The organism is Streptomyces sp. KM273126, assembly GCF_004337435.2.
Lineage (GTDB): Bacteria > Actinomycetota > Actinomycetes > Streptomycetales > Streptomycetaceae > Streptomyces > Streptomyces acidicola.
This window is the reverse complement of sequence record NZ_SJXB02000001.1, coordinates 3,260,802-3,285,080: the sequence shown is the minus strand read 5'-3', so window position 1 is coordinate 3,285,080 and position 24,279 is coordinate 3,260,802. Positions and strand designations below refer to the sequence as shown.

General features: G+C 67.5%; 15 protein-coding genes and 3 pseudogenes. 11 read left to right on the top strand and 7 right to left on the bottom strand.

Annotated features, from left to right (window positions below):
• Positions 1–22: 22 nt before the first annotated feature.
• Positions 23–1,777, top strand: a complete 1,755-nt coding sequence (sdhA, locus tag E0500_RS14150) for a succinate dehydrogenase flavoprotein subunit (protein ID WP_131563909.1) — start codon at positions 23–25, stop codon at positions 1,775–1,777.
• The gene (locus E0500_RS14145; RefSeq protein ID WP_131563910.1) at positions 1,777–2,547 is read left to right on the top strand and encodes a succinate dehydrogenase iron-sulfur subunit; all 771 of its coding nucleotides are present in this window, start codon (positions 1,777–1,779) and stop codon (positions 2,545–2,547) included. Before sdhA ends, E0500_RS14145 begins: the two co-directional genes overlap by 1 nt.
• 103 nt (positions 2,548–2,650) lie before the next feature.
• On the opposite strand, the gene E0500_RS14140 is transcribed toward E0500_RS14145, so the two are convergent.
• A complete protein-coding gene (locus E0500_RS14140; protein ID WP_131563911.1) occupies positions 2,651–3,106 on the bottom strand; it encodes an ATP-binding protein in 456 nt (151 codons plus the stop codon).
• A 241-nt stretch (positions 3,107–3,347) separates the two neighbouring features.
• Here E0500_RS14140 and E0500_RS14135 point away from each other — a divergent pair, with 241 nt between their 5' ends.
• Positions 3,348–4,199 carry a helix-turn-helix transcriptional regulator gene (locus E0500_RS14135; protein WP_131563912.1) on the top strand — a complete coding sequence of 284 codons (852 nt, stop codon included), beginning with the start codon at positions 3,348–3,350 and terminating at the stop codon, positions 4,197–4,199.
• Positions 4,200–4,209: 10 nt separating this feature from the next.
• Positions 4,210–4,410 (top strand): DUF397 domain-containing protein, encoded by a 201-nt coding sequence (locus tag E0500_RS14130; protein WP_131563913.1) that lies wholly within the window; start codon positions 4,210–4,212, stop codon positions 4,408–4,410.
• A gap of 24 nt (positions 4,411–4,434) precedes the next feature.
• Here E0500_RS14130 and E0500_RS14125 read toward each other — a convergent pair whose 3' ends face one another.
• The 4 genes from E0500_RS14125 to E0500_RS14110 form a co-directional block, all read right to left on the bottom strand.
• Positions 4,435–5,157: a DUF4253 domain-containing protein gene (locus tag E0500_RS14125; protein WP_165935011.1), complete on the bottom strand. Its 723-nt coding sequence runs from the start codon at positions 5,155–5,157 to the stop codon at positions 4,435–4,437.
• A 529-nt stretch (positions 5,158–5,686) separates the two neighbouring features.
• Entirely contained in the window at positions 5,687–5,917 is a 231-nt protein-coding gene (locus E0500_RS14120; protein ID WP_258572770.1) for a bacteriocin immunity protein, read from the bottom strand.
• Positions 5,918–6,011: 94 nt separating this feature from the next.
• Positions 6,012–6,425 (bottom strand): hypothetical protein, encoded by a 414-nt coding sequence (locus E0500_RS14115; protein WP_131563915.1) that lies wholly within the window; start codon positions 6,423–6,425, stop codon positions 6,012–6,014.
• Positions 6,379–13,545 (bottom strand): polymorphic toxin-type HINT domain-containing protein, encoded by a 7,167-nt coding sequence (locus E0500_RS14110; RefSeq protein ID WP_309505056.1) that lies wholly within the window; start codon positions 13,543–13,545, stop codon positions 6,379–6,381. Before E0500_RS14110 ends, E0500_RS14115 begins: the two co-directional genes overlap by 47 nt.
• A gap of 553 nt (positions 13,546–14,098) precedes the next feature.
• On the opposite strand from E0500_RS14110, the gene E0500_RS14105 reads away from it, so the two are divergent.
• Positions 14,099–17,590, top strand: coding sequence for a DNRLRE domain-containing protein (locus E0500_RS14105; protein WP_131563917.1), 3,492 nt, complete (start codon positions 14,099–14,101; stop codon positions 17,588–17,590).
• Positions 17,591–17,644: 54 nt separating this feature from the next.
• On the opposite strand, the pseudogene E0500_RS14100 reads toward E0500_RS14105, so the two are convergent.
• Positions 17,645–18,200 (bottom strand): annotated as a pseudogene (locus E0500_RS14100) (Uma2 family endonuclease); the annotation flags it as partial.
• Positions 18,201–18,327: 127 nt separating this feature from the next.
• Between E0500_RS14100 and E0500_RS14095 the strand changes: the two are divergent.
• The 5 genes from E0500_RS14095 (at position 18,328) to E0500_RS14075 (ending at position 21,387) form a co-directional block, all read left to right on the top strand.
• Positions 18,328–18,735 (top strand): VOC family protein, encoded by a 408-nt coding sequence (locus E0500_RS14095; RefSeq protein ID WP_131563918.1) that lies wholly within the window; start codon positions 18,328–18,330, stop codon positions 18,733–18,735.
• Between the two features lie 158 nt (positions 18,736–18,893).
• Positions 18,894–19,301, top strand: a complete 408-nt coding sequence (locus tag E0500_RS14090) for a hypothetical protein (protein ID WP_131571100.1) — start codon at positions 18,894–18,896, stop codon at positions 19,299–19,301.
• Between the two features lie 18 nt (positions 19,302–19,319).
• Positions 19,320–19,841 carry a thiol-disulfide oxidoreductase DCC family protein gene (locus E0500_RS14085; RefSeq protein ID WP_131571103.1) on the top strand — a complete coding sequence of 174 codons (522 nt, stop codon included), beginning with the start codon at positions 19,320–19,322 and terminating at the stop codon, positions 19,839–19,841.
• 10 nt (positions 19,842–19,851) lie between these two features.
• A complete protein-coding gene (locus E0500_RS14080) occupies positions 19,852–20,688 on the top strand; it encodes a TetR family transcriptional regulator (protein ID WP_309505055.1) in 837 nt (278 codons plus the stop codon).
• Positions 20,689–20,778: 90 nt separating this feature from the next.
• Positions 20,779–21,387 carry a Uma2 family endonuclease gene (locus E0500_RS14075; RefSeq protein ID WP_131571097.1) on the top strand — a complete coding sequence of 203 codons (609 nt, stop codon included), beginning with the start codon at positions 20,779–20,781 and terminating at the stop codon, positions 21,385–21,387.
• On the opposite strand, the pseudogene E0500_RS14070 reads toward E0500_RS14075, so the two are convergent.
• Positions 21,380–23,802, bottom strand: a pseudogene (locus E0500_RS14070) (MMPL family transporter). The gene E0500_RS14075 and the pseudogene E0500_RS14070 sit on opposite strands and share 8 nt — an antisense overlap.
• 252 nt (positions 23,803–24,054) lie before the next feature.
• On the opposite strand from E0500_RS14070, the pseudogene E0500_RS14065 reads away from it, so the two are divergent.
• A pseudogene (locus tag E0500_RS14065) lies at positions 24,055–24,250 on the top strand (response regulator); the annotation flags it as partial.
• Between the last annotated feature and the right edge of the window lie 29 nt (positions 24,251–24,279).

Sequence of the window (24,279 nt, the reverse complement as noted above, 5' to 3'; positions counted from 1 at the left end):
CACGGGGCTGAGGTATCCACTCATGAAGATCCACAAGTACGACACCGTCATCGTCGGCGCCGGTGGCGCCGGTATGCGCGCCGCCATCGAGTCGACGAAGCGCAGCCGCACCGCCGTGCTGACGAAGCTCTACCCGACCCGCTCCCACACGGGCGCCGCACAGGGCGGCATGGCCGCCGCGCTGGCGAACGTGGAGGAGGACAACTGGGAGTGGCACACCTTCGACACGGTCAAGGGTGGTGACTACCTGGTCGACCAGGACGCCGCCGAGATCCTGGCGAAGGAGGCCATCGACTCGGTCCTCGACCTGGAGAAGATGGGCCTGCCGTTCAACCGCACCCCGAACGGCACCATCGACCAGCGCCGCTTCGGTGGGCATTCGAGGAACCACGGTGAGGCCCCGGTCCGCCGCTCCTGCTACGCGGCCGACCGCACCGGCCACATGATCCTCCAGACGCTGTACCAGAACTGCGTGAAGGAGGGCGTGGAGTTCTTCAACGAGTTCTACGTCCTGGACCAGCTGATCACCGAGGTCGACGGCGTCAAGAAGTCCGCGGGCGTGGTGGCCTACGAGCTGGCCACCGGCGAGATCCACGTCTTCCAGGCGAAGGCGGTCATCTACGCGTCCGGCGGCTGCGGCAAGTTCTTCAAGGTGACGTCGAACGCGCACACGCTGACCGGTGACGGTCAGGCGGCCGTGTACCGTCGCGGGCTGCCGCTGGAGGACATGGAGTTCTTCCAGTTCCACCCGACCGGCATCTGGCGCATGGGCATCCTGCTGACGGAGGGCGCCCGTGGTGAGGGCGGCATCCTCCGCAACAAGGACGGCGAGCGCTTCATGGAGAAGTACGCGCCGGTGATGAAGGACCTGGCGTCCCGAGACGTCGTGTCCCGCTCGATCTACACGGAGATCCGCGAGGGCAGGGGCTGCGGTCCCGAGGGCGACCACGTCTTCCTCGACCTCACCCACCTCCCGCCGGAGCAGCTCGACGCCAAGCTCCCGGACATCACGGAGTTCGCGCGCACCTACCTCGGCATCGAGCCCTACACGGACCCGATCCCGATCCAGCCCACCGCGCACTACGCCATGGGCGGCATCCCGACGAACGTCGAGGGTGAGGTCCTGATCGACAACACCACGGTCGTCCCCGGCCTGTACGCGGCCGGCGAGGTCGCGTGCGTGTCGGTGCACGGCGCGAACCGCCTGGGCACGAACAGCCTCCTGGACATCAACGTCTTCGGGCGCCGCGCGGGCATCGCCGCCGCCGAGTACTCCCAGAAGGCCGACTACGTCGAGCTGCCGGAGAGCCCGGAGTCCCTGGTCGTCGAGCAGATCGAGCAGCTGCGTTCGTCCACGGGCAGCGAGCGCGTGGCGGACCTGCGCCGCGAGCTGCAGGAGACCATGGACGCGAACGTCATGGTGTTCCGCACCGAGCAGACGATCAAGACGGCCGTGGAGAAGATCACGGAACTCCGCGAGCGCTACAAGAACGTCTCGATCCAGGACAAGGGCAAGCGGTTCAACACCGACCTGCTGGAGGCCATCGAGCTCGGCAACCTCCTGGACCTGGCCGAGGTCATGGCCGTGTCGGCGCTGGCCCGCAAGGAGTCCCGCGGCGGTCACTACCGCGAGGACTACCCGAACCGCGACGACGTCAACTTCATGCGCCACACCATGGCGTACCGCGAGGTGGGCGACGACGGCACCGAGTCCATCCGTCTCGACTACAAGCCGGTCGTCCAGACCCGCTACCAGCCGATGGAGCGTAAGTACTGATGGCTACCCCTGTTATGGACAAGGCCGAGGCCCAGGGTTCGGCGTCCGCTGCCTCTCCGTACATCACGGTCACGTTCCGCGTGCGCCGGTTCGACCCGGAGGTCGCCGCCGAGGCGTTCTGGGAGGACTTCCAGCTGGAGATCGATCCCAAGGAGCGCGTCCTCGACGGCCTCCACAAGATCAAGTGGGACGTCGACGGCACCCTGACCTTCCGCCGTTCCTGCGCCCACGGCATCTGCGGCTCGGACGCGATGCGGATCAACGGCAGGAACCGCCTCGCCTGCAAGACGCTGATCAAGGACATCAACCCCGAGAAGCCGATCACGATCGAGCCCATCAAGGGCCTCACGGTCCTGAAGGACCTGATCGTGGACATGGACCCGTTCTTCCAGGCGTACCGGGACGTGATGCCCTTCCTGATCACGAAGGACACGAACGAGCCCACGCGGGAGCGCCTCCAGTCGTCGGAGGACCGGGAACGCTTCGACGACACGACGAAGTGCATCCTCTGCGCGGCCTGCACCTCCTCGTGCCCGGTCTTCTGGAACGACGGCCAGTACTTCGGCCCGGCCGCCATCGTCAACGCGCACCGCTTTATCTTCGACTCGCGTGACGAGGCGGGCGAGCAGCGCCTGGAGATCCTCAACGACAAGGACGGCGTGTGGCGTTGCCGCACGACCTTCAACTGCACGGACGCCTGCCCGCGCGGTATCGAGGTCACGAAGGCCATCCAGGAGGTGAAGCGAGCGCTGATCACGCGCCGCTTCTGATCCGCTGAGCCGCCTGGCTCCACGGTGCAATGGGCCCCGTCTCCCGGTTGTGAACTGTCACGTGCCGGGGCGGGGCCCATACGTATCTCTCCGGCCGTGCCGCCTAGGGAGCCCGCCACTCGGCCCACACCTCCTTCCCTCCGCCGTCACGACGCCCGTTGACTACGAGAAAGTGCCCCCACTCATCGGCACACGCCCGCGTCAGCCAGAGCCCGCGCCCGCTCTCCTCGTCGAGCCCCGGCCGCGGGCTCTCGCGCGGAGGGCAGGAACTGCTGTCCCACACGCTGAGCCGCAGCCGCCCGTCCGCGCGCATGAGCCGCACGGCGATGGGGTCCCTCGTACTCCTCGTACCGGCAAGGGAGTTGGTGACGAGTTCGGAGGCGACGAGCTGGGCGTTGTCGAGGACGGTGCGTTCGGCCCGGTACCGGGTGAGCACGGTCCGGACATGGGCGCGGACGATGCCGGGGCCGAAGGGTGAGTGGGGGATGCGGAGGGTGTACTCCCAGTCGGTGTCGAGCGGGGAGTGAGTTGCGGACTTTGTCCGGGCGAGTTCGGTCATGGCCGTAACTCCTCTTCGGGGAAGGGGGGTTGGATCGGGTGGACCATTCAGTGGGATGACGGGTGACACACGCGGTGGCTCCGCCGCCACTGCCGTGCGCTGCGCTCGGGCAGGGCGGTGCGCTTCCGGGAACCCCGGCATCACGTTGGGTGGTTGATGCGATACACAACGTAGAGCATGCGGAGTAGGCTTACTACCTACTACGTCAAACCACTACCCCTAAGAGTGAGAGGGACGCGGCATGCCACCAAGGGCATCAGCGACCGTACGCCAGCAACGCCTCGGCGCTGAGCTGCGGAAACTGAGGGAAAGAGCAGGCCTGACCGCCCGCGAGGCGGGCGAGTTGCTGAACGTCAACGCGGCACGCATCAGCTCCATTGAGGCCGGCCGCTTTGGCGTCAGCGCTGACCGGGTCCGCATGTTCGCCCACAGCTACGGCTGTTCGGACGAGCCGTACATCGAGGCCTTGGCCGCCATGACTGCGGGACGCGGCCGTTACTGGTGGGACGAGTACCGAGAGACTCTGCCCTCAGGCCTCCTCGACCTGGCCGAGCTGGAGCACCATGCCACCGCGATCCATACGGCCCAGATCGCCCACCTTCCAGGCTTGTTCCAGACGGTGGACTACGCACGCCTGATCTTCCGCCAGTCCATCCCGAAGCTGTCCCCTCCGGAGATCGAGCACCGCGTCACCCACCGCATCAAGCGGCAGGGCATCCTTTTCGCCGCCTCGCCGACTCCGTACACGGCGATCATTCACGAGGCGGCCCTGCGCATGCGGTTCGGGGGCCGGGACGTGACGCGCGAACAGCTGAAGCAGGTCATCGAGATGAGCGAGTTCAACCACGTGACCGTCCTGGTGATCCCCTACGACGCCGGCATCTTCCCCGGTGCCGGACAGACCGTGCTCTACGCCGAAGGCCCTGTCCCGCCGCTGGACACGGTCCAACTCGACGCCGAACATGGGTCCGTATTCCTTCACGCGGACCTCCAGTTGGAGAAGTACCGCACGTTCATGACGCGCTTCGAGGCGGTCGCCCTCAAGGAGTCCGCCTCGCGAGACCTGATCCACGAGATCGCCAGCGACCTCTGAAAGGCCCCAAGTGCTCACAACTCTCCACTGGCAGAAGTCTTCGTACAGCAGCGAGGGAAACAACTGCCTCGAACTGGCCCCAGCCCCCGACGGAACCATCCGCCTCCGCGAATCCGACGAACCAACCGTCAGCCTCGCCTTGCAAGTTCCCGGCCTCAACTCCCTGCTGCACGCGGCTCGCCGAGGAATACGCTCGGCCCGCGCCACCTGAAGCCTCCCAAGACCCAGCGCAATCTCAGTCCCACCAGAACGTCCATACGGTCGAACGGATCTCGCCGTCCCCCAGCACCGGCAGGTCCGGAGAATTGTCACAGCAGTAGGAGTACCGCTCAACGGCCGCACGGGCCGCTGCCTCCGGAGTCAACGGAGGACGGTCCACGGCCAGCCGCATGTTACTGCCGTCCATGTAATACGGATCCGCGCCGAAGCGCTCATGCCAGCTACGCAGGAAGGCCAGATGATCCGAGGGCTCAAGCCCCCTTTGAACCTCGTCCACCCACCAGTTGGGCGTGTGCGGCAGCCCGGGCAGAAGCACCGGGAGCTCGTAGCCGTGACGTGCCTCGACCAGGCAGAACCAGAACTCCGGGTCCCACGACAGAGAGCCCTTCCACGGATCGCCTGGCCGGGGTGCGCTGAGCGGGCCCGCCAACGACTCGGCCAAGCGCTGCGGCGTCAACTCCGCGATCCACTCGTCCATGGCCTCTTGGTCCGCCGACTTGTCAAGCGCGTCGACCAGGAAGGCAGCCATAATCTCGTCGATGATTTCGTCCGGGTTACGGGAAACCGCCGAGACCACCGCCTCACGGCCACCCCGAGGGATGGCATCCGGCGCGTTCCAAACCAACTGCCGCGGATTCACCTCGGAAAGTACCGGATACCACCCCGAGCCGACCGCATGGCGCTCGCGCCACAACCTCCATACCTCGAAGGCCCGCGTGCGCGACACGAGAAACCCCATGGCTCGGACACCGTCCGGTGATACGGCCGCAGTCACCACCTCCGGAGGGACCACGTATCCGACTCCGGCCATGACAGCGCTCACCTCGTGTGGACCGAGTCCACCCGTTTCCGCGCCGCTGCCAGGCATGTTCTCCCTACTTCCGAAGAGCCAGTGTGGAGTCGTAACCGCCGCCCTGAAACGGGGTCTTCGAACTTGACCGATGTACGGATCACCGCAGTCGAGGTCGTGACCGTCTCCAAGGCTGGTGATTGGCAGATTTGGGCCAGCTCGGACGGCCGTGAAAAGGTCGAGAGTGGCCCAGATCTGCCAATCCCGCGACGGACCCCGCCGCTCAACTTCGAAGACCCCTGTAACGCCATCCATTCGCCGAGGGCCGCGACTGAACCGCGGACACGTCCAACGGCATCCTGACCGCCATCCCCTTGTCCTCGGCGCAGACATGAACTCCGCGTCGGCCCCGAAGGCAACGGCCGCACCCTCCGACCGTTCACTGGCGATCTCCTGAGGCCGCGACCTCACCACGAGATCAAAGCTCGATGGGCTCGTACGACAGGGCGGCATCGACGATCTGTTCTGCCGTCAGCTGAGCCTCCTGAAAACCATCCAGGTGCGGGTGAAAGATGAGGTCGAGGACACGTGGATGAGGCACGTTGTTTTCAAGGGCTTCAACAAGCCTTCCGTGCTCATCTTCCGCACCCTCGCCGCCCATGATCCTTTCGACCAAAGCAACCAGCTCGACCCTGCTCATGATTTCCATCGCAACACACCTCGCGACTGGACCAGCCACATCGGGCGGTCGAGCCTTCGCCGTGTCACGCCTGCTCCATTTCGCGCACTGCAGGACTACGAGCTCACGACCCAGCGAATCTCACATAAAGATCGCGGTCGCGCCAGGAGTCAGAGAAGGAGTCCAACATGGCCTCGTAAAGCCGAATATTACTGACGTTCCCCCTGGGATGATCGATCCTTTCCCCGACCGCCTCTCGGACGGCTTCCCAGCGCAGCTCGTGCATCAGAAAAGAGATAATTTCGACAACGCCTTCCTTTGGGGAATCAATAAGAGCAATCATCCGGGTCTCGAATTCCCCCCTCGATTCAGGGTTCCGCTGCAGAATCGCTAGCGCACGCTCCAGGCCCGGCTCCAGCTCCTCGGTACCAAAGGTCTCTTCTGCAGCGGCAAGGACCTCCTGGACGGCCTTCATGAACTCTGCGACCGGATCAGCAGCTGGGTCGCCATGCCTCGATGTACTTCCCATCTGCGCCAAGTCCATTCCTGTTAAAAGCATCCGTTGCCGCCTTTTGAGCGTGAGCTCCGTAAGGCTGATAATGGCCAGATTTGTTATCGAGGTAAACGACTTGACCACCCTTAGTCTTAAACTCTCCGGCAGCCAGCACATCCCTCCCCTGGGCGAGGCTCACGTGGCCAGCCGTACGCTTCCCGATAACTAGCTCACCATCTCCCGTCACTACATATGCATAGTTGCCTGAACGGGACAGCACGGTGCCAGGAGCGATCGGCTTGAACCACTCAGGAGTATCTTCCGGTATCAAGTTCGAGAAAGAGCGGGGGTCATCCCCCGCATTGCTGTTGTGAACGAGGACCGGAGTGGCCCCCGCCAGCACATAGTACGTATGCAGGTCGTCAACCGTAAGGTTGTAGGTACGGGCGTACCTGGTGAAGGCGCGGTTGCCCGTGACGATGACCGTGTCGCCGTCATCGGTGCGCAGGGTCATGCCCGGCCTGAGCTTTCCTGCCTCAATCCAGTCGCGTTCGGACGGGGACCAGAAGGGGTGCTCGTGAGTGGCCGTGAGTTTCTCGATGCCGTCTTCCGTAGCGATCGACAGCTCGTTGAAATACTTGTCATCCTCGGTGCGGATGAGGCGAGTGACTTTCCTGGGGCCGGTCTTACCTGTTTTCGGGTCAGTGGCCAGGACCCTGTCCCCGACTTTGATGTCCTCGATGTCCTTTGTCGAGCCGTCAGCCATCAGGACGTCGGTTCCGGCCAGGAAGCACCGGCAGCCCCACTTGACCTTTCCCGCCCTGCCCGCGCCGAGGCGGGCTGTGATCGCCTGGAAGCCCACGTTGCCACATGCAGGGCACGTGTCGACGGCGTTGATGCTGTCTACGTGTTTCCAGCCTCCGTAGAATTTTCGTAGTTCACTGCACCCGTCGTTGAAGCTGAGGCTACAGCGCTCCCGGAAGTAGAGTTCCACCATGAGTGCATAGCTGAGATCGGGGAAGTAAGCGCCGTTCTGCCGCAGCTGCCCGATCCCGGGAAGTTTGTTCTGGTACAGCTGGTAAAGCTTCTTGGAGGGCAAGGCGGGCTTACCGTATCCGAGATCAACGATGACTGGAGTTCCCCCCGAGTTCTTGTTACTCGAACCGGACGAACTTCCCTTTGTCGCTCCACCACCACCAGGCTGGAGCGGCGTCTCGTTGGTGTTCTGGCCGCCGTCCGGACACAGGTCCTTCGGGCACAGCCCGGTCGGGTCGCTCTTGCTGACCGGGCTGTTGTTGCTGTAGGCGTACCCGTTCATCTGGAGCGGGTCCGCGATGTCGATGATCGGGTCCGCCGAGAGGAAACGGCCCGAGTTCTGGTCGTACTCGCGGGCGCCTATGTGGGTCAGGCCTGTCGCCGCGTCGTCAATGCCCACGCCCAGGTAGCTGCGCTTGTTGGGCCACGTGGACGGCTTGGGTCCGCGCACCTCGCCGTACGGCTTGAAGGCACGGCGCGTGACCTCCTGGCCGCTCGACACCTTCACCGACGTGGTCGCCGTGCCGAGGTGGTCCGCGAGCATGACGCTGCGCTGGTGGCCCGTCGTCGCGCCGTTGCTCGTGGTGCGGGTCACCGTCGGGGCGCCGGGGTGCGCGTAGGAGCGGGACGCCCGGGTGACCGTGCCGGACGCGTCCGTCGTCACCTCCGTCTCGCCCATGTACAGCGTCGAGCCCGACGGGGAGTTCTCCAGGATGCGGTTGCCGGCCGCGTCGTAGACGTACGTCGTCTTCTTGCCGTCGTCCGTGATCGTGGCGAGCTTGTTCTCGGACGTCCAGGTCAGGTCCTGCGTCGTGGCGGGCAGATCGCGGGACTCGGTGTTGCCCACCGCGTCGTACGCGTAACTGCTGCCTTTGCCCGACGGGTTGGAGCTGATCCACTTCATGGTGTGCGGCTGCGTCGTCCCGTAGCCGTACGTGAAGGTGACGTTCTTCGTCGCGTCCGCCGGGTCGGGCTCCGTCATCGTGGCGCGGTTGCCGAGCCAGTCGAAGGTGAAGGACTGGCGGTACGCCGTCGTGCCTGTCGAGACCGAGGCCGCCTCAGGAGCGGTGGCCGCCAGCGTGGACGTCAGCGAGGCGTCCGGGCTCGACACGTCCGTCGATGCGTCCGGGGCGTCGGCCACCGGGCCGGACGAGGCCACATAGTCCGTGCGATAGCCCCACGTCGTACCGTTCGACGACTTGCAGCCCGTGCCACTGCCACCGGGCGTGATGTTCGACGTCCAGGCGTTCACCAGCTCGCCCATCACGTCGTACGTGAAGCACTGGGTGTCCCACGTCGTGCCCGAAGCCTCCGACAGCTTGCGCGCGTTGGACGTGATGGTCCCCGACTTGTCGTAGGAGTAGTAGCTGTCCGAGATGCGGTGCGGGCCCGACGTCTCCCGGTCGGCCACCGTGCGCTGGAGACGGCCGGTGTGCGGGTCGACGAAGTTGGTCGTCCAGACCCGGTACGGCTGCGCGGCGGAGACCGTGCGCAGGGGCTCGCCGTACGGCGAGTAGGTGACATCGGACGTGTACCAGGCGAGGCCCGAGGTCGACTCGGCCAAGCCGTCGCCGTTGTAGCGGGTGACGACCTTCTCCTTCGCCAGCCCGCCCACCGCCGGCAGCGTGACCGTCTGGGGCTTGCCGGTCGGGGTGTAGGTGTACGCGTACGCGTACGTGCCGGAGAAACCCGTCGTCATCGTGTTGGCGGGGATGACCGTCTCGGTGCCGGTGGGGCGGTAGTCGGTGTCGTAGCCGGTGACGCGGTTGATGTAGTCGCCGTTCGGCGTGCGCCGGATCGAGGCGACCGGCTGGCCGAGTGCGCCGGACAGGGTGTCGTACGTGAACTCCTTGACCGGTGTTGCCGTCTCGGAGCCCTCGCGGACGTACGTCACCCGGCCGAGGTCGTCGTACTGCGTGTACGTCGTCGTCGATTTCGCGTCCGTGACCTTGACCGGCCGGTCGGCGTCGTCGTACCCGGTCTCCGTCCTGCCGGTGTCGGGGTCGGTGGTCGAGGTCACCCGGGCCCGGGCGTCGTACGTGTACGTCCAGGCGTTGCCTGCCGGGTCGGTCACCTTGCTGCGGTTGCCGCGAGCGTCGTACTCGTAGACGGTGGTGCGCCCTTGGTCCGTGCTTCCGTCGTCCTTGTAGTGGCGGATCGAGGTGACGCGGCCGAGCGCATCGGTGAAGGTGCGGGTCCGCGGGGCCGTCGAGCCGGCCGGGTTCACGTAGGTGCTGGTGTCGCTGTGGGTCGTGTAGGTCGCGTACACGTAGTCGCCGTCGTGGTACGTCGACTCGCGAACCCGGCGCTCCAGGCCGTCGTAGCGGTACTTGACCCAACTCGGTATCAGCGACTTGGACCTCGGTTCGAAGAGCTCGGCGGCCGGCTCGCCCTTCGCGAGGTAGGCACCGGTCTGCTCGTCGACCAGACCATGGTCGTCGTAGGTGGTGTCAGTGACGATGCGGCCGGGGCCGTGGGCTTCGGACTGGGTCTGGACCTGGCGCATCAGGCCGTCGTAGATCGTCACCTGGCGGCTGTAGGAACCGTCGTCCTTCAGTGCCTTTGTGGTGACGGCGGCGGGGCGCGTCGTCTGGGAGGTGGCGATCGCCGCCTGGTACACGATCTCGACGTCCGGCGACTTGCCACCCGAGGAACGGGACGGAGACCAGCCCTTCACGAGGCGCCCGAGATCGTCGTACTCGTTACGCGTGACCCGGCCGTTGGCGTCGGTGACCGTCAGCGCCAGGCTGCGGCCCGGGTCGAAGGTCGTCGTGACGGAATGGCCCTTGGCGTTGATCGTCTTGACGGAGGTGACCGGGCCGCCCGCGTCCCCGGGTGTGTACTGCGTCTCGGTCGTTCCGGTGCCCGGCTTCGTGACGGTGCGGACGCGACCCAGCGGGTCGTACGTCGTCTTCGTGACGATCGAGTACGAGGTCCCGGCACCGTTGATGTCGGCGGCAGAGGTGACCAGGCCCTTCGTCGGTGTCTCGCCGTACGCCAAGCCGTCGTAGCTGTTGCGGACCGCTTTCACGAGCTTCGTGGACGGGTCCGCTGCATCGTGATCGGCACACGACGTGCCCGTGGTCCGCTGTTCCTTCGGCAACCCGATCAGCCACGCCGACGTGTTGTGCACGTACGACGTCCTGGTGCAGGTCTGGTCGGACAGCGTCTCGCCGGACCCGTTCGGCTTGACCACGGCCGTCTCGACCTCGATCGGGAGCCCGTATGTGTCGTCCACCGTGGTCGACGTCCGTACGGCCTGCCAGCTGCTGCCGACCGTCTGGATGGCTTCCGTGCGCTTGACGCCGCTGCGGTGCGCGAGGAGCGGGTCCATGTCCGTGCCGTTCTCGGCCTCGCGGGCACGGGATGCGGTCTGCTTGGACCAGGGGTACGTCAGCTCCCTCTTCTTGACCGCCTTGTCGGAGTCGAGGTACGTGATGGTCTCCGCCGTCATCCCCGCGTACTGCGGCGCGTCATCGGCGAGCAGCGTGTACTTGCCCGTCGAGTCCTTGACCTCCCCGCCGACGCCCTGGAAGTACCGCGTCTCGGAGTACGACTGGGACAGCGGATCGCCCTGCTGGGAACTGGACCGGCTGCCCTTGGTGACCGCGACCTGGCGATAGCCGCGCCAGACGCTGTACGTGCGCAGGGACGGGCGGGTGAACTCGTCGTCGTTCTTGGCCCAGGCGGAGTCCGCGTACTTGTACGTCGTGTGGACGGGCCTGCTCTGGGAGGTGACCTTGTCGGTCTCGGTGACGGAGGCGACGACGTACTTGTTGAACCAGGCCTTGGCCGGCGTCCTCTCGTCACCGTCCGGCGACCAGCGGACCGGGTAGCAGGTGCCGTTGTTCTCGCCCTTGTCCTCGGCGGGTTCGGACGCGCAGCCTCCCCTGTACTCGACCTCGATGTCGCCGCCGTACTCGGTCGCGACCGTGCCGATGCGCGGTCGGGTGAAGCCGGGGCGCTGGTCGTTCGGGCCGCTGGGGACCAGGTTCGGGAGCTGGCGGTCCTTGAGGCGGGCGCGCAGGGGCGAGGTCGCTCCGACCGTGTACTCGGCGAAACTGACGCCGTCCTTGGACTGGAGGGTGCCGGTCGTGTCGCCGGGGGCGAAGCCGCGGCGGGTGATCGAGTTCAGCCAGAGGCCGGGGGACGTGTCGTACCAGTCCTCGGGGAAGGACTGGTGGAGCTCGTACGTGTCCACCTTGCCCAGGCCGGTCCGGCCGGCGCGGGCGGCCTTCGTCGTCACCGTGTCCAGGCGCATCTGCGTCCAGAAGGACGGGAAGGGCGGGCACAGCTTGGACGTGGACTTGCAGTTGAGGTTGCCGGGGGTGTCCCACCAGGGGCGGTACGCTCCCGGGTCGTCGGTCTTGGCGAAGTTGGCCGAGTCGCAGGCCGTCTCCGACTTCAGGCAGCGCTGCTGAGCGCCGAACTCGACCGTCGCGGACGGCTTCGTCAGGTCGGAAGAGCGCATGCCGTACTCGATGGTCGTCGGGTAGGCGTAACGGTCGTACTTCTCAGGGGACTTGAACTTCTTCTTTACGGCGTAGTAGTTCGTCTCCTGCTTCCAGTTGACGACCATCACGTTGCCGTGCACGTCGACGACCTTGTCCAGGCCCCAGCGCCAGGCCTGCTTCTTGCCCGCGCCGCAGCGGGAGTCGGCGAAGGCAGTGGCGTGGCAGGGCTCGCCCGGGTGGTTGCCGAAGACGGGGACGGTGGAGACCGAGTTGGTGTCGGAGTGGCCGCCGCCGACCTGGTTGAGGCCGAAGTGGTACTTGGTGCCGTCGGCGGTGGTGACGATCCAGTACTCGCCGTTGTTGTCGCCGTTGCTGCCGCCGGTCCTGCGCTCGACGCGGGTGCCGTCGTCGCTCTGCGGGCGGTAGATCTCGGTGTCGGTCTCCGGGTCACTGCTCGTGGGCGCGTCCCTCACCAGCTCGACGGTCCTGCCGCCGAGCGACATCACCGCGTTGTACGACACCCAGCACAGGTCGGACGTCTTGTCCTTCTTGGTCGTGTTGTTGGGCGTGCCGGAGTTCAGGTTCTTACGGTCGTCCTTGCAGGTGCGGTAGCGGCGCTCGATGTGACCGGGGTCGTAGTCCCAGCCCTCGCCGATCCAGGAGGACTGGGGAGAGGAGACCGCCGTACGGCCGTCCACGGTCTGGGAGTTGTAGTTGAAGGAGATGGCCGGGGCCGGGCCGGCGGGGGCTGCCGGGATACTCAGCGGGTACGACCACGTGAACGCGCCCGACGAACCGCCTGCCTCCCACTTGCCGTTGGAGGCCAGGGGCGTGGCCTTGAAGGAGCCGCCCTCGGCGCCACCGGAGTCGACCGCTCCGAGGACCGCCCTGTCGCCGGTCGCCGCGACCGGTGTCGTAGCAGCCCCGTAGGAGGCCTGGGCAATCGATCCGCCGTCGGACTCACGGAGGTTCGCCGAGGCCGGGGTGACCGTTCCGTCCGCCGCCGTGTCGACCGTGGCCGTGATCGACTGGGTCCTGGTGTCATTGGTGGTCTCCAGCTCCTCGTACTCCTGGCACGCCTCGTCGTCCGGCGTGTCCAGGTAGCACTCGGGGAACTGGACGAACCGCAGGCGGGAGGCCCAGTCGGCGCCGTAGAGGTTCCTGAACTTGGCGTAGTCGAGCCTGACCGAGATCGGCACGGAGCCGGTCGCCGGAGCCTGGACGGTCACGACGGCACCGTCGACTCCCTGCGATACGGGCGCGGTGCGTGCGGCGACGGAGACCTGCCACGTACCGGTGGGCGCGGGCTGGTCCGGGGCCTGCCCAAGACTTACCGGAAGATCCTCAACCGGGGTCAGGCCGACCTGTTGGGCGTTGGTACCCATGCGCGCCGCAGCCGGAGTGACACTCGCGGAGGAGCCGAAGCTGACCGTCCCCGAGTCGGCGACCGGAGCCGTCGCCGTACCCGCCGGAGCCTGTTCCTGGTCCTCAGGGACCTCGACCTTCAAGGTCTCCAGGTCCCGTTCGAAGGCCTCACCCGATATGGGCTCGTCCTGGTCGAGCTTTTCCAGGTCAAGCGTTTCGCGACCCTGGTCGGCGGCGGTCGGGTCGGGCGGCAGCGCCACCGACTGGGCGGGGAGGAGCCCCACGAGCAGGGCTGCCCCGAGCGTGGGCACGAGCGTCGTGCGCAGACGCCGCAAACGGCGCGGACGGCGAAGGCGGGCATGCGAAAAGCGACCGAACACGACGAGGTCCCCCCGGACCACTGAGGCGGGACCAGGTTCGGACCACGCGTGATGGCGTTTCAGATGACGCAGATTTTGTGTGGCTCCTGTGAAGTTCCGCTAGAGCACCTGTGCGAATGTGATGACCGTCACGGTATGTAGCGCAGCACGACAGTTGGTAACACCCAAACTTGATCACATCCGAGGTTGCGGGCACTTCCGCCCCTCTGCGGGCTTCTCATGCAATTCATCAAGTCACTTGACAAAGGTGGTTCAATCTCCAGGCGCTTTGAGCGCCTTCGCCACGATTCGCACCCAAGCCCGCCCAGCACCCACGCAGTTGCCCGCCTCAGTGCCCAACCATCCATACGGACCGGGTAGTTGATCCACTCAATGACGCGTGCCGCACGCGAAGGGTGACGACGGCTCGCTGATGGGTCATCATCGGCTGGCCCGGCCGCGCCCTGCATCGCGCCGGTTCCAAGGGGGAAGGGGAACTCGCCCGATGACGCGCACGACGCGGAACTGGTTCCGCGTGCCCGCGAGACGGACAACAGCCGCCGCGCTCACCACGGCTCTCGCTGCCACTGGTATCGCCTTTGTGGGCCTCGGCCTGGGCGATTCCGGCTCCGGAGACGGGCCGAGCCGCGACCGGAGGACAAGGCCAGTCACTGAAGCGGCAGCCCTCACCCGGGCTGCGAAGACGGGAAAGTCCGTCGAGGTCACCGCCCTGCGCGCCGCGCGCTCCACCACCTGGGCCCGCCCTGACGGCCTCATGGCCAAGAAGCTGTACTCCTCCCCGGTCCGGGCCAAGGTGGGCGGCGAGTGGAAGGACATCGACTACGACCTCCACCGCACCAGGAACGGCTGGGAACCCAAGGCCACCACCACACAGGTGGTGTTCTCGGCCGGCTCCGAAGGCGCTTCCGGAGTGCGTGGCAAGGAGGAGCGCGCCTCACGCGCCGGCGCCCAACGCGTCTCCCTGCTCACGGGGCTCCAGGACGCCACCACGGCCGACGAGACCGCGAGTCCCTTGGTCACCCTGACCGTCGACGGCCACGACATCCAGCTCACCTGGCCCGGCCCCGTCCCCGCCCCGATCATCGACGGCTCCCGGGCCCTGTACCCGGAGATCTTCCCGGGCGCCGACCTGGTGCTGACAGCCGACGACGACGGGTTCGCCCAACTACTCGTGCTCAAGAACCGCCAGGCCGCGGCGGATCCACGCGCCCGGCAGCTGTCCTACGGCATCACCTCCGCGGACCTCACCTTCCGCCTCGACCCGCTGACGGGCGTCGTCACCGCCGAGAACGCCTACGGCAACGAGGTCGCGATGTCGCCCACACCGCTGATGTGGGACAACAGCGGTGCCCCGGCGGTCACCGACGGGAACGTGGGCGCCACCGCACAGCCGACCGAGTCCGAGAGCCCGGAACCCACCGAGCCGGCGGACGACGGGCCGAGCGACAGCCCCAGCCCCACCGAAGAGACCGTCGAGAGCGACGAGCAGACCGACACCAGCCCCGAAACGCTCCCGGCAGCCACCGACGGCCCCGAACCCACCGTGTCGGAGTCCCCGCTGCCGTCCGCTCCGGCCGAGCCGACACCCGCGCCCTCGCAGAGCGGCTCGGCAGCCACCCTCAGCCTGCCCGGACTCGACGGCCCCTCTCCCGACTCCCGTGGCGAGCTCGTCGAGGCCGGCTTGTCCGAAGCGAACTGGGTCCTCACCCCTGACCAGGACTTCCTGCACGACCCAGCAACCACCTACCCGGTGTTCATCGACCCCTCGGTGAAGAAGCACACCCAGAACTGGACCACCGCCTACAGCCGCCACCCCAGCGCCACCTTCTACAACGGCAAGGGCTTCAACAAGGGCGGTACGCACGAGGCCCGTGTGGGCTTCGAGTCCGACACCTGGGGTACGTCCCGCTCGTACTTCAACATCGACTTCGACAAAGGCCTCAAGGGCACGAAGATCACCAGCGCGAAGCTGCGGATGCTGGAGACCTACTCCTGGTCGTGCAGTCCCCGCTCGATGAGCGTGCACCTGACCGGCAAGATCAACGGACACACCAACTGGCGGAACGCGCCCAAACTCCACAACGGCAACAAGGTCGCCACCAAGAGCTTCGCGCACGGCTACAAGTCGCAGTGCCGGGACGCGTACGAGGCCTTCGACGTGAAGAAGGCCGCACAGAAGCAGGCCGACCAGGGCAAGGACACCATCACGTTCGGTCTGCGGGCCCGCGACGAGCACTCGCAGTACGCGTGGAAGAAGTTCCAGGCCAACGGGGAGAACGCACCCGTGCTGGAACTCGTCTACAACCGCAAGCCGACCATCGACTCCAAGTCGCTCGACCTCGGCCCCGACGGCAAGTGCACCACCACCGAGCCGTACGTCCGCATGGGCTCGGGCAACCTGACGTTCACCGCGCGGGCGTCCGACAAGGACAAGAACCTCGACTACCTCGACTTCATACTGTGGCCCACGGGGAAGTGGGGCACCACCGGTGATCTGCTCGGCTCCACCGGCAAGGTCTCCGTCGGCGGGGACAAAGACACCGCGCTGCGCACCACCAGCTCCTTCCCCACCAGCAAGCTGACCAACGGCACGGTCTACTCCTGGCAGGTGCGGGCCGTCGACGACGCGAACAGCAGCTCCGGCTACACGCCGGCCAAGACGCCCTGCCGCTTCGTCCTCGACACTTCGGCGCCCCGGCCACCAAAGGTCAGTTCCACCGACTTCCCCAACGCCGACGGCAGCGAGAACGGCTTCGGCAACGACGCCGAGGACGCGAACTGGAGCACGAAGAAGTTCGGTGAGGCGGGCAGCTTCACCGTGCGGGCGCTCAACAGCGACGTCCTACGGTATGAGTACGGCTTCAACTCGCCCAGCTATCCGTTCTCGCTCGCGCGGACGGCCGGTACGAGCACGAGCGTGAGCGCGACCCTCCAGAACGCGAAGCCGCCCACGGCCGGCCCCAACGTGCTGTACGTCAGAGCGGTGGACGGCGCCGGCAACGTCTCCGAACCGACGAAGTACTTCTTCTACGTCACGCCTCGCGACCAGGCCGACTCGCCCGGCGACTTCACCGGCGACAAACTTCCCGACCTGATGGCGGTCACCGAGGGCGGCAACCTGTCCCTCTACCCCTCGCAGGCCACCAACGATCTCTCCAAGGGCTCGGGCGACCTGGACTACTCGATGCCCGGCGCCTACCGGAGCAACCCCGACAAGGACCCCAACGGCGACGAGCTGCCGCCGTACGTCGCTCCGCCCTCCGGCCATTTCAAGGGGGCACTGATCACCCACAACGGCGACATCTACGGCGGTGACGGCCTCCAGGACCTCGTCGTCCGCGTCGAGGGCAAGCTGTGGGTGTATCCGGGCGACGGCTACGGTGCCGTCAACATCGACAAGCGCCGCGAGATCCTGCTGCCGGACGGCGCGCCCAGTCCCGCCGACCTGACCCAGTTCGTGTCGGCGGGCGATGCCACCGGAGACGGCCGGACCGACTTCTTCGCCACCATCGGCGACGAGTTGTGGATCTTCACCGGCTACCACGGGGCGACGATCGACCAGGCGACCCGGCTGTGGTCGTCGGGCTGGACCGCACGCGACATCGTCACCGCACAGGACATCTCCGGCGACGGTGTCACCGATCTCGTCTACCGCTCCGACCCCGCGGCCAAGCTGATGCTCCGCAAGGGCATCTCCGACGGCGACGGAGGGGTCGACCTGGACTCGCTGGCCTCGGCCGGCAACTCCGCGGGAGGCAACGACAGCGAATACGGTTCCGCGGGCTGGTCAGTCGGCAACGTGCCCCTGCTGATCGGCACCCCGGACGCCAACGGCGACTCCATCCCCGACGTCTGGGCCGTACGCTCCGACGGTTCCGTGCGCTTCTACGCGGGCGGAAGGACGACGCTGCCCGGGTCCGGCACGGAGATCATCAGCCCCAGGTCCTACTGGCGGACGCGGATCGCCATCGGCTGAGGGCACCTCGCGAACGGGCTCGACCGCGTCGTGCGGTCGAGCCCGTTCGCCTTGTCACCTCTGCTTCACCTGCCGCGTTGTGCCAGGGCGCCGGTTGATGGCCGTCAGGTCGATCTCGATGTCGAAGGGCACTGTGACCTTGAGACGGTCGTGGAAGATGCCGGTGAGGGCGTAGGACTCGGTGGCCGGGTCGAGCTCGTAGACGTAGACGACCGGGAGGCCCTTGTCCTCGTCCTCCTCCACCCGCCAGAGGTGAGGGAAACCGGCCGCCGCGTACTTGCGGGGCTTGACCTGGCGGTCACGTTCGCGAGAGTCGAGGGAGGTCACCTCGGCGGCGAGGAGGACACCCTCAGGGCGGTACCAGGTCTGGTCCGGGCTCGTGTTCGCCTCCATGGGGAGCACCATGAGGTCCGGCTCCGGACGGTTCCACTTGTCCAGCTTGACCGTCATCTCGCGGGCCACGTCGAGGTGGTCTGGCGCGTACTCCAACAGGGAGTTCTCCAGGAGACGCAGGCAGCGGACGTGGAACGTGGAACCGGGTCTGCGGGCTCCTGAAGAGCAGCGCGCCGTCCAGCAGTTCCGTGTGGGGAGGCAGGTCCGGGATGCGCTCCCATGCGGCGGAGTCTCTCTGGCGTGCAACGCAGCCGAGGACCAGGACAGCGTTCCGGGACACGGCACCCGAGTGACACCTTCGTGGGCTCCCCGGCCATGCCCGCACCTGGATCTAATCTGATGCCATGTCAGATGACGAGTCGTACGAGCTGCTCGGTTTCGACAACGTGCTCCTGCCCGTCGGCGACCTCGACGAGGCCGTGGCCTTCTACGGGAGGGCCGGGTTCGGGGTGGCGTTTCGGCTGGACGAGGCCGGGATCGCGCTGTTGAAGGTGGGGAAGGAGACGCCCGGCCTGTTGCTCCGGATGGAGGAGGCGCTGGGGCAGCGACCGCCGGAGTGGGCCTCACCCCGGGTGTGGCTGGAGGTGCGGGACGCGCGGGCCGCCGGGCGGGCCCTCGAAGCGGCCGGAGTACAGCCGCTCGACGCACCCTTTTCCGTGGCCACGGGGTGGACCGTGGAGTTCGCCGACCCCTGGGGCAACGTCATCGGGCTCACCGACTACAGCAAGCGGCCGGAGCTGGGGCGGGGCTGACGCCCAGCACCCGCAGCGCCCCCAGCGCCCCCAGCACCCCCAGCGCCCGCCATTGCCCGCCCCAACCCCACCCCCACCCCTTCCCTTGAACGTGTTCAAAAAGAGGAGTACGGTTCCTGACAAGAACCTTTTGAACGTGTTCAAGAAGGGGTGGGGACATGGACCTCACGGTCGTCGCGTATGCCATTTACCTGCTGGTCAGCGTGGGGCTGACGGTCTGGGTGGCACGGACGCTGAGCCACAACGGGCGGATCTTTCTCGGCGATGTGCTGCGCGGGAACGAGAAGCTGGCCGACGCCGTCAATCACCTGCTCGTAGTGGGCTTCTACCTCGTCAACCTGGGGTTCGTCGCTCTCTACCTGAACCAGGACGGAGCGGTCGCCGACCCGCGCGGGGTCTTCGAGGCGGTCTCGTCGAAGCTCGGCGTCGTGCTGCTCGTGCTCGGCGCACTGCACCTGGGCAACGTGTTCGTGCTGAACAAGATCCGGCGGCGTGGAGTCATGGAGCGGGAGCAGGTGCCCCCCGTGGCGCCGCAGGACTGGGTCGCCCCCTCAGCCAGGGCGTGACGAGACGTGACGACGCCGATGGACGCCATCGCCGTACGCGACCGGGACGCCGCACGCGTCCCGGTGCGCGGGCTCACCGTGCTGTACGACGCCGAGTGCTCGCTGTGCCGGTCCGTCCGGGAGTGGCTGGGGCGGCAACGGCAGCTGGTGCCGTTGGAGTTCGTGGCGGCGGGGCAGGAAGAGGCCCGGCGCCGTTTCCCCTCGCTCGATCATCGGGCCACCCTCGACGAGATCACCGTCGTGGGCGACGCGGGGCAGGTGTACCGCGGGCCCGCCGCCTGGATCGTGTGCCTCTGGGCGCTGCGTGAGCAGCGGCCGCTCGCCCACCGGCTGAGCACCCCGGCCGGGGCGCGGCTGGCCAGGGGTGCCGTCCTGGCCGCGGCCAAGTGGCGTCAGGCGCAGGCGCAGGCGCAGGCGCACGGCGGGAACCGGTGGGGCGGAGGCGTGTACCGGCGTGGTGACGGCTGGGCCTACGACCCGCAGTACGGGTGGACGTACAGCCCACCGGGCTGCGACAGCGGTACCTGCGCGACTCGTTAGGCTCTGTTCCGTGTCAGCAGTTCGCGAAGCGGCCGACGCGGGCGACGGCCCCCGGCCCGAGAAGGACCCCAGCCAGAGCCCCAGCCCGAGCCCCGGCTCCGCCCAGGGCCCGGACTCCGGCTCCGCCCCGGCCTCGCCGCGTGGTCCCGCCAAGTCCGAACAGACCCGCGCGCTCATCCTTGAGACCGCACTGCGGCTCTTCCAGGAGCGCGGGTACGACCGGACGACGATGCGGGCCATCGCGAAGGAGGCCGGGGTCTCCGTCGGCAACGCGTACTACTACTTCGCCGGCAAGGAGCACCTGATCCAGGGGTTCTACGACCGGATCGGCGCCGAGCACCTGGCGGCGGTCCGGCCGGTGCTGGAGCGGGAGACCGATCTGGAGGCGCGGATAGCCGGGGTGCTCAAGGCGTGGCTGGACGTGGCCGAGCCGTACCACGAGTTCGCGGCGCAGTTCTTCAAGAACGCGGCCGATCCGGACAGTCCGCTCAGTCCCTTCTCGCCGGAGTCGGAGAAGCCGCGGAAGGAGGCCATGGCCCTCCACCGGGAGGTGCTGGCCGGGTCGAAGGCCAAGGTGCCCGACGAGCTCCGCGAGGTGCTGCCCGAGCTGATGTGGCTGTCCCAGATGGGGCTGGTGCTGTACTGGGTGTTCGACCGGGCGGAGGGACGCGAGCGCAGTTACCGGCTCGCCGAGCGGGGGGCCCGGCTCACGACGCGAGGCGTTTCACTGGCACGGTTCCGGGTGCTGCGGCCGCTCGTCCATGAGGTGCACGAGCTGTTCAGGGACTTCTTGCCGGGGATGACCAGGGCGTTGCCGGATCCTGGGGGCAAGGGGCGGGCGGGTTGATCACTTTCGGGTGAAGCGGTTCGAACGGGACACCTGGCATGCGACCTGCCTACGATGATGCTCTCGACACCAGCCCACAGGAGGCACGTGATGTCCGCAGCATCCGTCGAGCGGCCCCATGGAGACCGTCCGCTGATCGCGGAAGCCAACCGGCTCATGGACCGCAATCCGGGCTACCGCGTCGAGATCATCGGAGGCCAGATCCTCGTGTCCCCGCCGCCCGACGGCCCGCACGCCGTAGCCCTGACCGACCTCATGCTGCCTTTCGTGACCTCCGGTCTCCACGGGATGGAGTCGAAGGTTGTTCAGGGCATCGGTCTCTGGCTGCCGACCGGCACCGAGGACTACGCGATTCCCGACCTCTCCGTGGTCGATGCCGACTACCACGACCACTACGTCGAGAACAACTGCTACGACCCCGTCTGTTTCCGCCTGGTCCTGGAGGTCACCTCCAGCAACTACCGGACCGATCTGCGCGACAAGGTCAAGGCCTACGCCAGCGCGAAGATCCCGGTCTACGTCATCGTCGACCGCAAGCACCAGCGCCTCCACGTCCTGACCGAGCCCGCCGGGGTGGAGTACGAGAACCACCGCCCGCACTCCCCCGGCGAGATCGTCACCCTGCCTTCAGACATCGGCGGCCAGGTCACCCTGAACGTCGACGAAATCCTCAAAGCCGGTCAACCGAAAGCTAATTGACCACGCCCACCTCTCCCTCGGCCACCTCCAGGTCACACACCACCGGCCCTTCGGCCACCACCACCTGCCGCGCCCGCGCGCCCAGCCCGGCAGCCGTCGTCGCCAGCAGATACTCCCCCGCCCCCGGCACCGCCACGATGTACGAACCGTCCGCCGGCGACGCCACCCGGTCCAGCTGACGCCCGCCCTCCGAGAGCAGGGTCACCGCCCGCCCCGCACCGGTTCGCCCTCCTCCGTGCGGACGAAGCCGTGGATCACCGAAGTGGGACCCCCGGTCGGCGCGGTCTCGGCCCCGGCCTCCTCCCCGGACTCCTCCGTGGGCTCCACCGTCAGGTGCGGCAGCCGCTTGTCCAGCCCGGCGGGCAGCCACCAGTTGGCGCGGCCCAGCAGGTGCATCGCGGCCGGGACGAGGGCCGTACGCAGGATGAACGCGTCCAGGGCCACCGCGGCCGCCAGGCCGACGCCGGACATCGCGCCCTCCAGTTCGCCGCTGAGCACGAAGGCCGAGAACACACAGATCATGATCAGAGCCGCGGAGTTGATGACCCGGCTCGTCTCGGCGAGACCGACGCGCACGGCCCGCGCGTTGTCCTTGGAGCGGACCCACTCCTCGTGCATCCGGCTCACCAGGAACACCTGGTAGTCCATCGAGAGGCCGAAGAGCAGCGAGAGCATGATGACCGGGAGGAACGCCGAGATGGGGCCCTCCTTGCCGATGCCGATCAGCTCCAGGCCCCAGCCCCACTGGAAGACCGCCACCAGCACACCGAAGGACGCCGCCGCCGCGACGAGGTTCATCAGCGCCGCCGTCAGCGGGACCACCAGGGAGCGGAAGGCCAGGAGCAGCAGCAGGAAGCCGAGCGTGATGATCGCCGCCAGGAAGTACGGCAGCCGGTCGGCGGTCACGGCCGCGAAGTCCTTGAAGACCGCCGTGACGCCACCCACATGGGCCTTGGCCCCGGACTGCGGGATCACCTCGTCCCGCAGGCGGTCGATCAGCTGGTCCGTCTCCTCCGACTGCGGTGACGTCGCCGGCACCACCTGGATCAACGAGACGCCGTTCGCGGGCGGGACGGCGACCGCCCGTGCCACGCCATCGGTGCTCTCGATGGCCGGGAGCAGCTTCTGGGGTGCCGAGCCGTCCACGACCACCTGGAGCGGCCCGTTGAAGCCGGGCCCGAAACCCTCGGCGAGCAGGTCGTACGCCTGCCGCGTCGTTGTCGGCTCCTGGTGGTTGCCCTGGTCGGTGGCGCCGAGCCGGATCGACAGGACGGGGATGGCGAGCACCGCCATGACGACCACCGCCAGTGTCGCGAGCGAGCGCGGGCGCCGCTGCACGTACGACGACCAGCGCGCCGCCAGACCGCTCGCCTCCTCCGGCTGGGGTCCTGCCTCGGCGAGCCGGCGCCGCTGCCGGCGGCTGAGCACCCGCATGCCGAGCAGCCCCAGCAGGGCGGGCAGCAGCGTGACGGCCGCGAGCACGCTCAGCACCACGGTCAGCGAGGCCGCGAGGACGACCCCGTTCAGGAACTTCAGGTTCATCACCAGCATGCCGGCGAGCGCGATGCACACCGTGCTGCCCGCGAACAGCACCGCGCGCCCGGAGGTGTTGAGGGCCGTCGCCGCCGCGTCCTCGGGCTTCACCCCGCGCAGGATGCCGCGCCGGTGCCGGGTGACGATGAACAGCGCGTAGTCGATACCGACGCCCAGGCCGATCAACGAGCCCAGCAGCGAAGCGATTTCGGGCACGTCCGTGACATGGCTGAGCAGCGCCGTCGACATCATGCCGGTGCCGACGCCGGCGATCGCCACCACGATCGGCAGCAGCATCGCGAAGAGCGAGCCGAAGGCGAGGAAGAGGACGACCGCCGCCGCCAGAATGCCCACCAGCTCGGCCAGGCCCTGCGGCGGTTCCTGGACGCGGGCGATGGCCTGGCCGCCCAGCTCCACCTGGAGGCCGGCCCGTTCGGCGCCGCGGGCCGTGTCGACGACGTCCTCGATCAGCTCCTTGGGGATGGCGTTCGACTGCTCGGGGAAGGTCACCTGGGCGTACGCGATCCGCCCGTCCTGGCTGATCTGTCCGGCGCCGCCACCTCCGGCCGCGTACGGGCTCGTGACCTGGCCGACGCCCTTCATCCCCGCGATCTCCTGGAGCGCGGGCTCGATGCGCGACCGTACGGACTCGTCCCGTACGGATCCCGTGTCCGTCTTCCACACCACCGTGTCGGTGTCGCCCGCGCTCTGCGGGAACGCCTTCTCCATCAGGTCGTTGGCGCGCTTGGAGTCCGTGTCCGGCAGGGTGAAGACGTTCGCGTAGTCCGTCCCGGCGGACGAACCCGCCGCGCCCAGACCGAACAGCGCCCCCACCCACAACAACAGGACCACCAGCCGGTGCCGATAGCACCACCGTGCCAATGTCGCCACGATCAACACTCCTTGTACGACGTGTTCGACAGTCGATTGGTCCCCCGGGTCCTGGACAACAGCATTGGCGGAGGCGGGGACGCGGGGACATGAGCCGGCCGTGGCTCTCAAGGAACTCCAAGGCTCTAAAGGAACTCCAAAGCGGGAGCGGCCGCCCGTGTTAACCCCCGTGCGGATGCCGAGGTCATGAGCGGAAACGAAGGTGCCGGAAAGGAAGGTGCCGGAAAGGAAGGTGCGGAGACCGCAGGCACCGTCCGTGAGGCGCTCGCCCTCGCCGAGCGCACCCGGCCCGACGCGACCCTGCTCGACGTGATGCTCCCCGACGGCGACGGCCGGGCGCTGGGGCCGTGAACTGCCGATGAAGCAGCCGGAGCCGGCGCTGGTGTTCCTGACCGCGCGGGACTCGCCCGCCGAGATCGTGGGTGCCCTCGGTCGCGGCATCCCCTCCCTGCGCGGCAAGCTGACGCT

What these genes read in the sequence shown, in the direction of transcription:
- sdhA (WP_131563909.1), top strand. Translation starts at nt 23, where the DNA reads ATGAAGATCCACAAGTACGACACCGTCATCGTCGGCGCCGGTGGCGCC.
- E0500_RS14145 (WP_131563910.1), top strand. Translation starts at nt 1,777, where the DNA reads ATGGCTACCCCTGTTATGGACAAGGCCGAGGCCCAGGGTTCGGCGTCC.
- E0500_RS14140 (WP_131563911.1), bottom strand. Translation starts at nt 3,106, where the DNA reads ATGACCGAACTCGCCCGGACAAAGTCCGCAACTCACTCCCCGCTCGAC.
- E0500_RS14135 (WP_131563912.1), top strand. Translation starts at nt 3,348, where the DNA reads ATGCCACCAAGGGCATCAGCGACCGTACGCCAGCAACGCCTCGGCGCT.
- E0500_RS14125 (WP_165935011.1), bottom strand. Translation starts at nt 5,157, where the DNA reads ATGGGGTTTCTCGTGTCGCGCACGCGGGCCTTCGAGGTATGGAGGTTG.
- E0500_RS14120 (WP_258572770.1), bottom strand. Translation starts at nt 5,917, where the DNA reads ATGGAAATCATGAGCAGGGTCGAGCTGGTTGCTTTGGTCGAAAGGATC.
- E0500_RS14105 (WP_131563917.1), top strand. Translation starts at nt 14,099, where the DNA reads ATGACGCGCACGACGCGGAACTGGTTCCGCGTGCCCGCGAGACGGACA.
- E0500_RS14095 (WP_131563918.1), top strand. Translation starts at nt 18,328, where the DNA reads ATGTCAGATGACGAGTCGTACGAGCTGCTCGGTTTCGACAACGTGCTC.
- E0500_RS14090 (WP_131571100.1), top strand. Translation starts at nt 18,894, where the DNA reads ATGGACCTCACGGTCGTCGCGTATGCCATTTACCTGCTGGTCAGCGTG.
- E0500_RS14085 (WP_131571103.1), top strand. Translation starts at nt 19,320, where the DNA reads ATGGACGCCATCGCCGTACGCGACCGGGACGCCGCACGCGTCCCGGTG.
- E0500_RS14075 (WP_131571097.1), top strand. Translation starts at nt 20,779, where the DNA reads ATGTCCGCAGCATCCGTCGAGCGGCCCCATGGAGACCGTCCGCTGATC.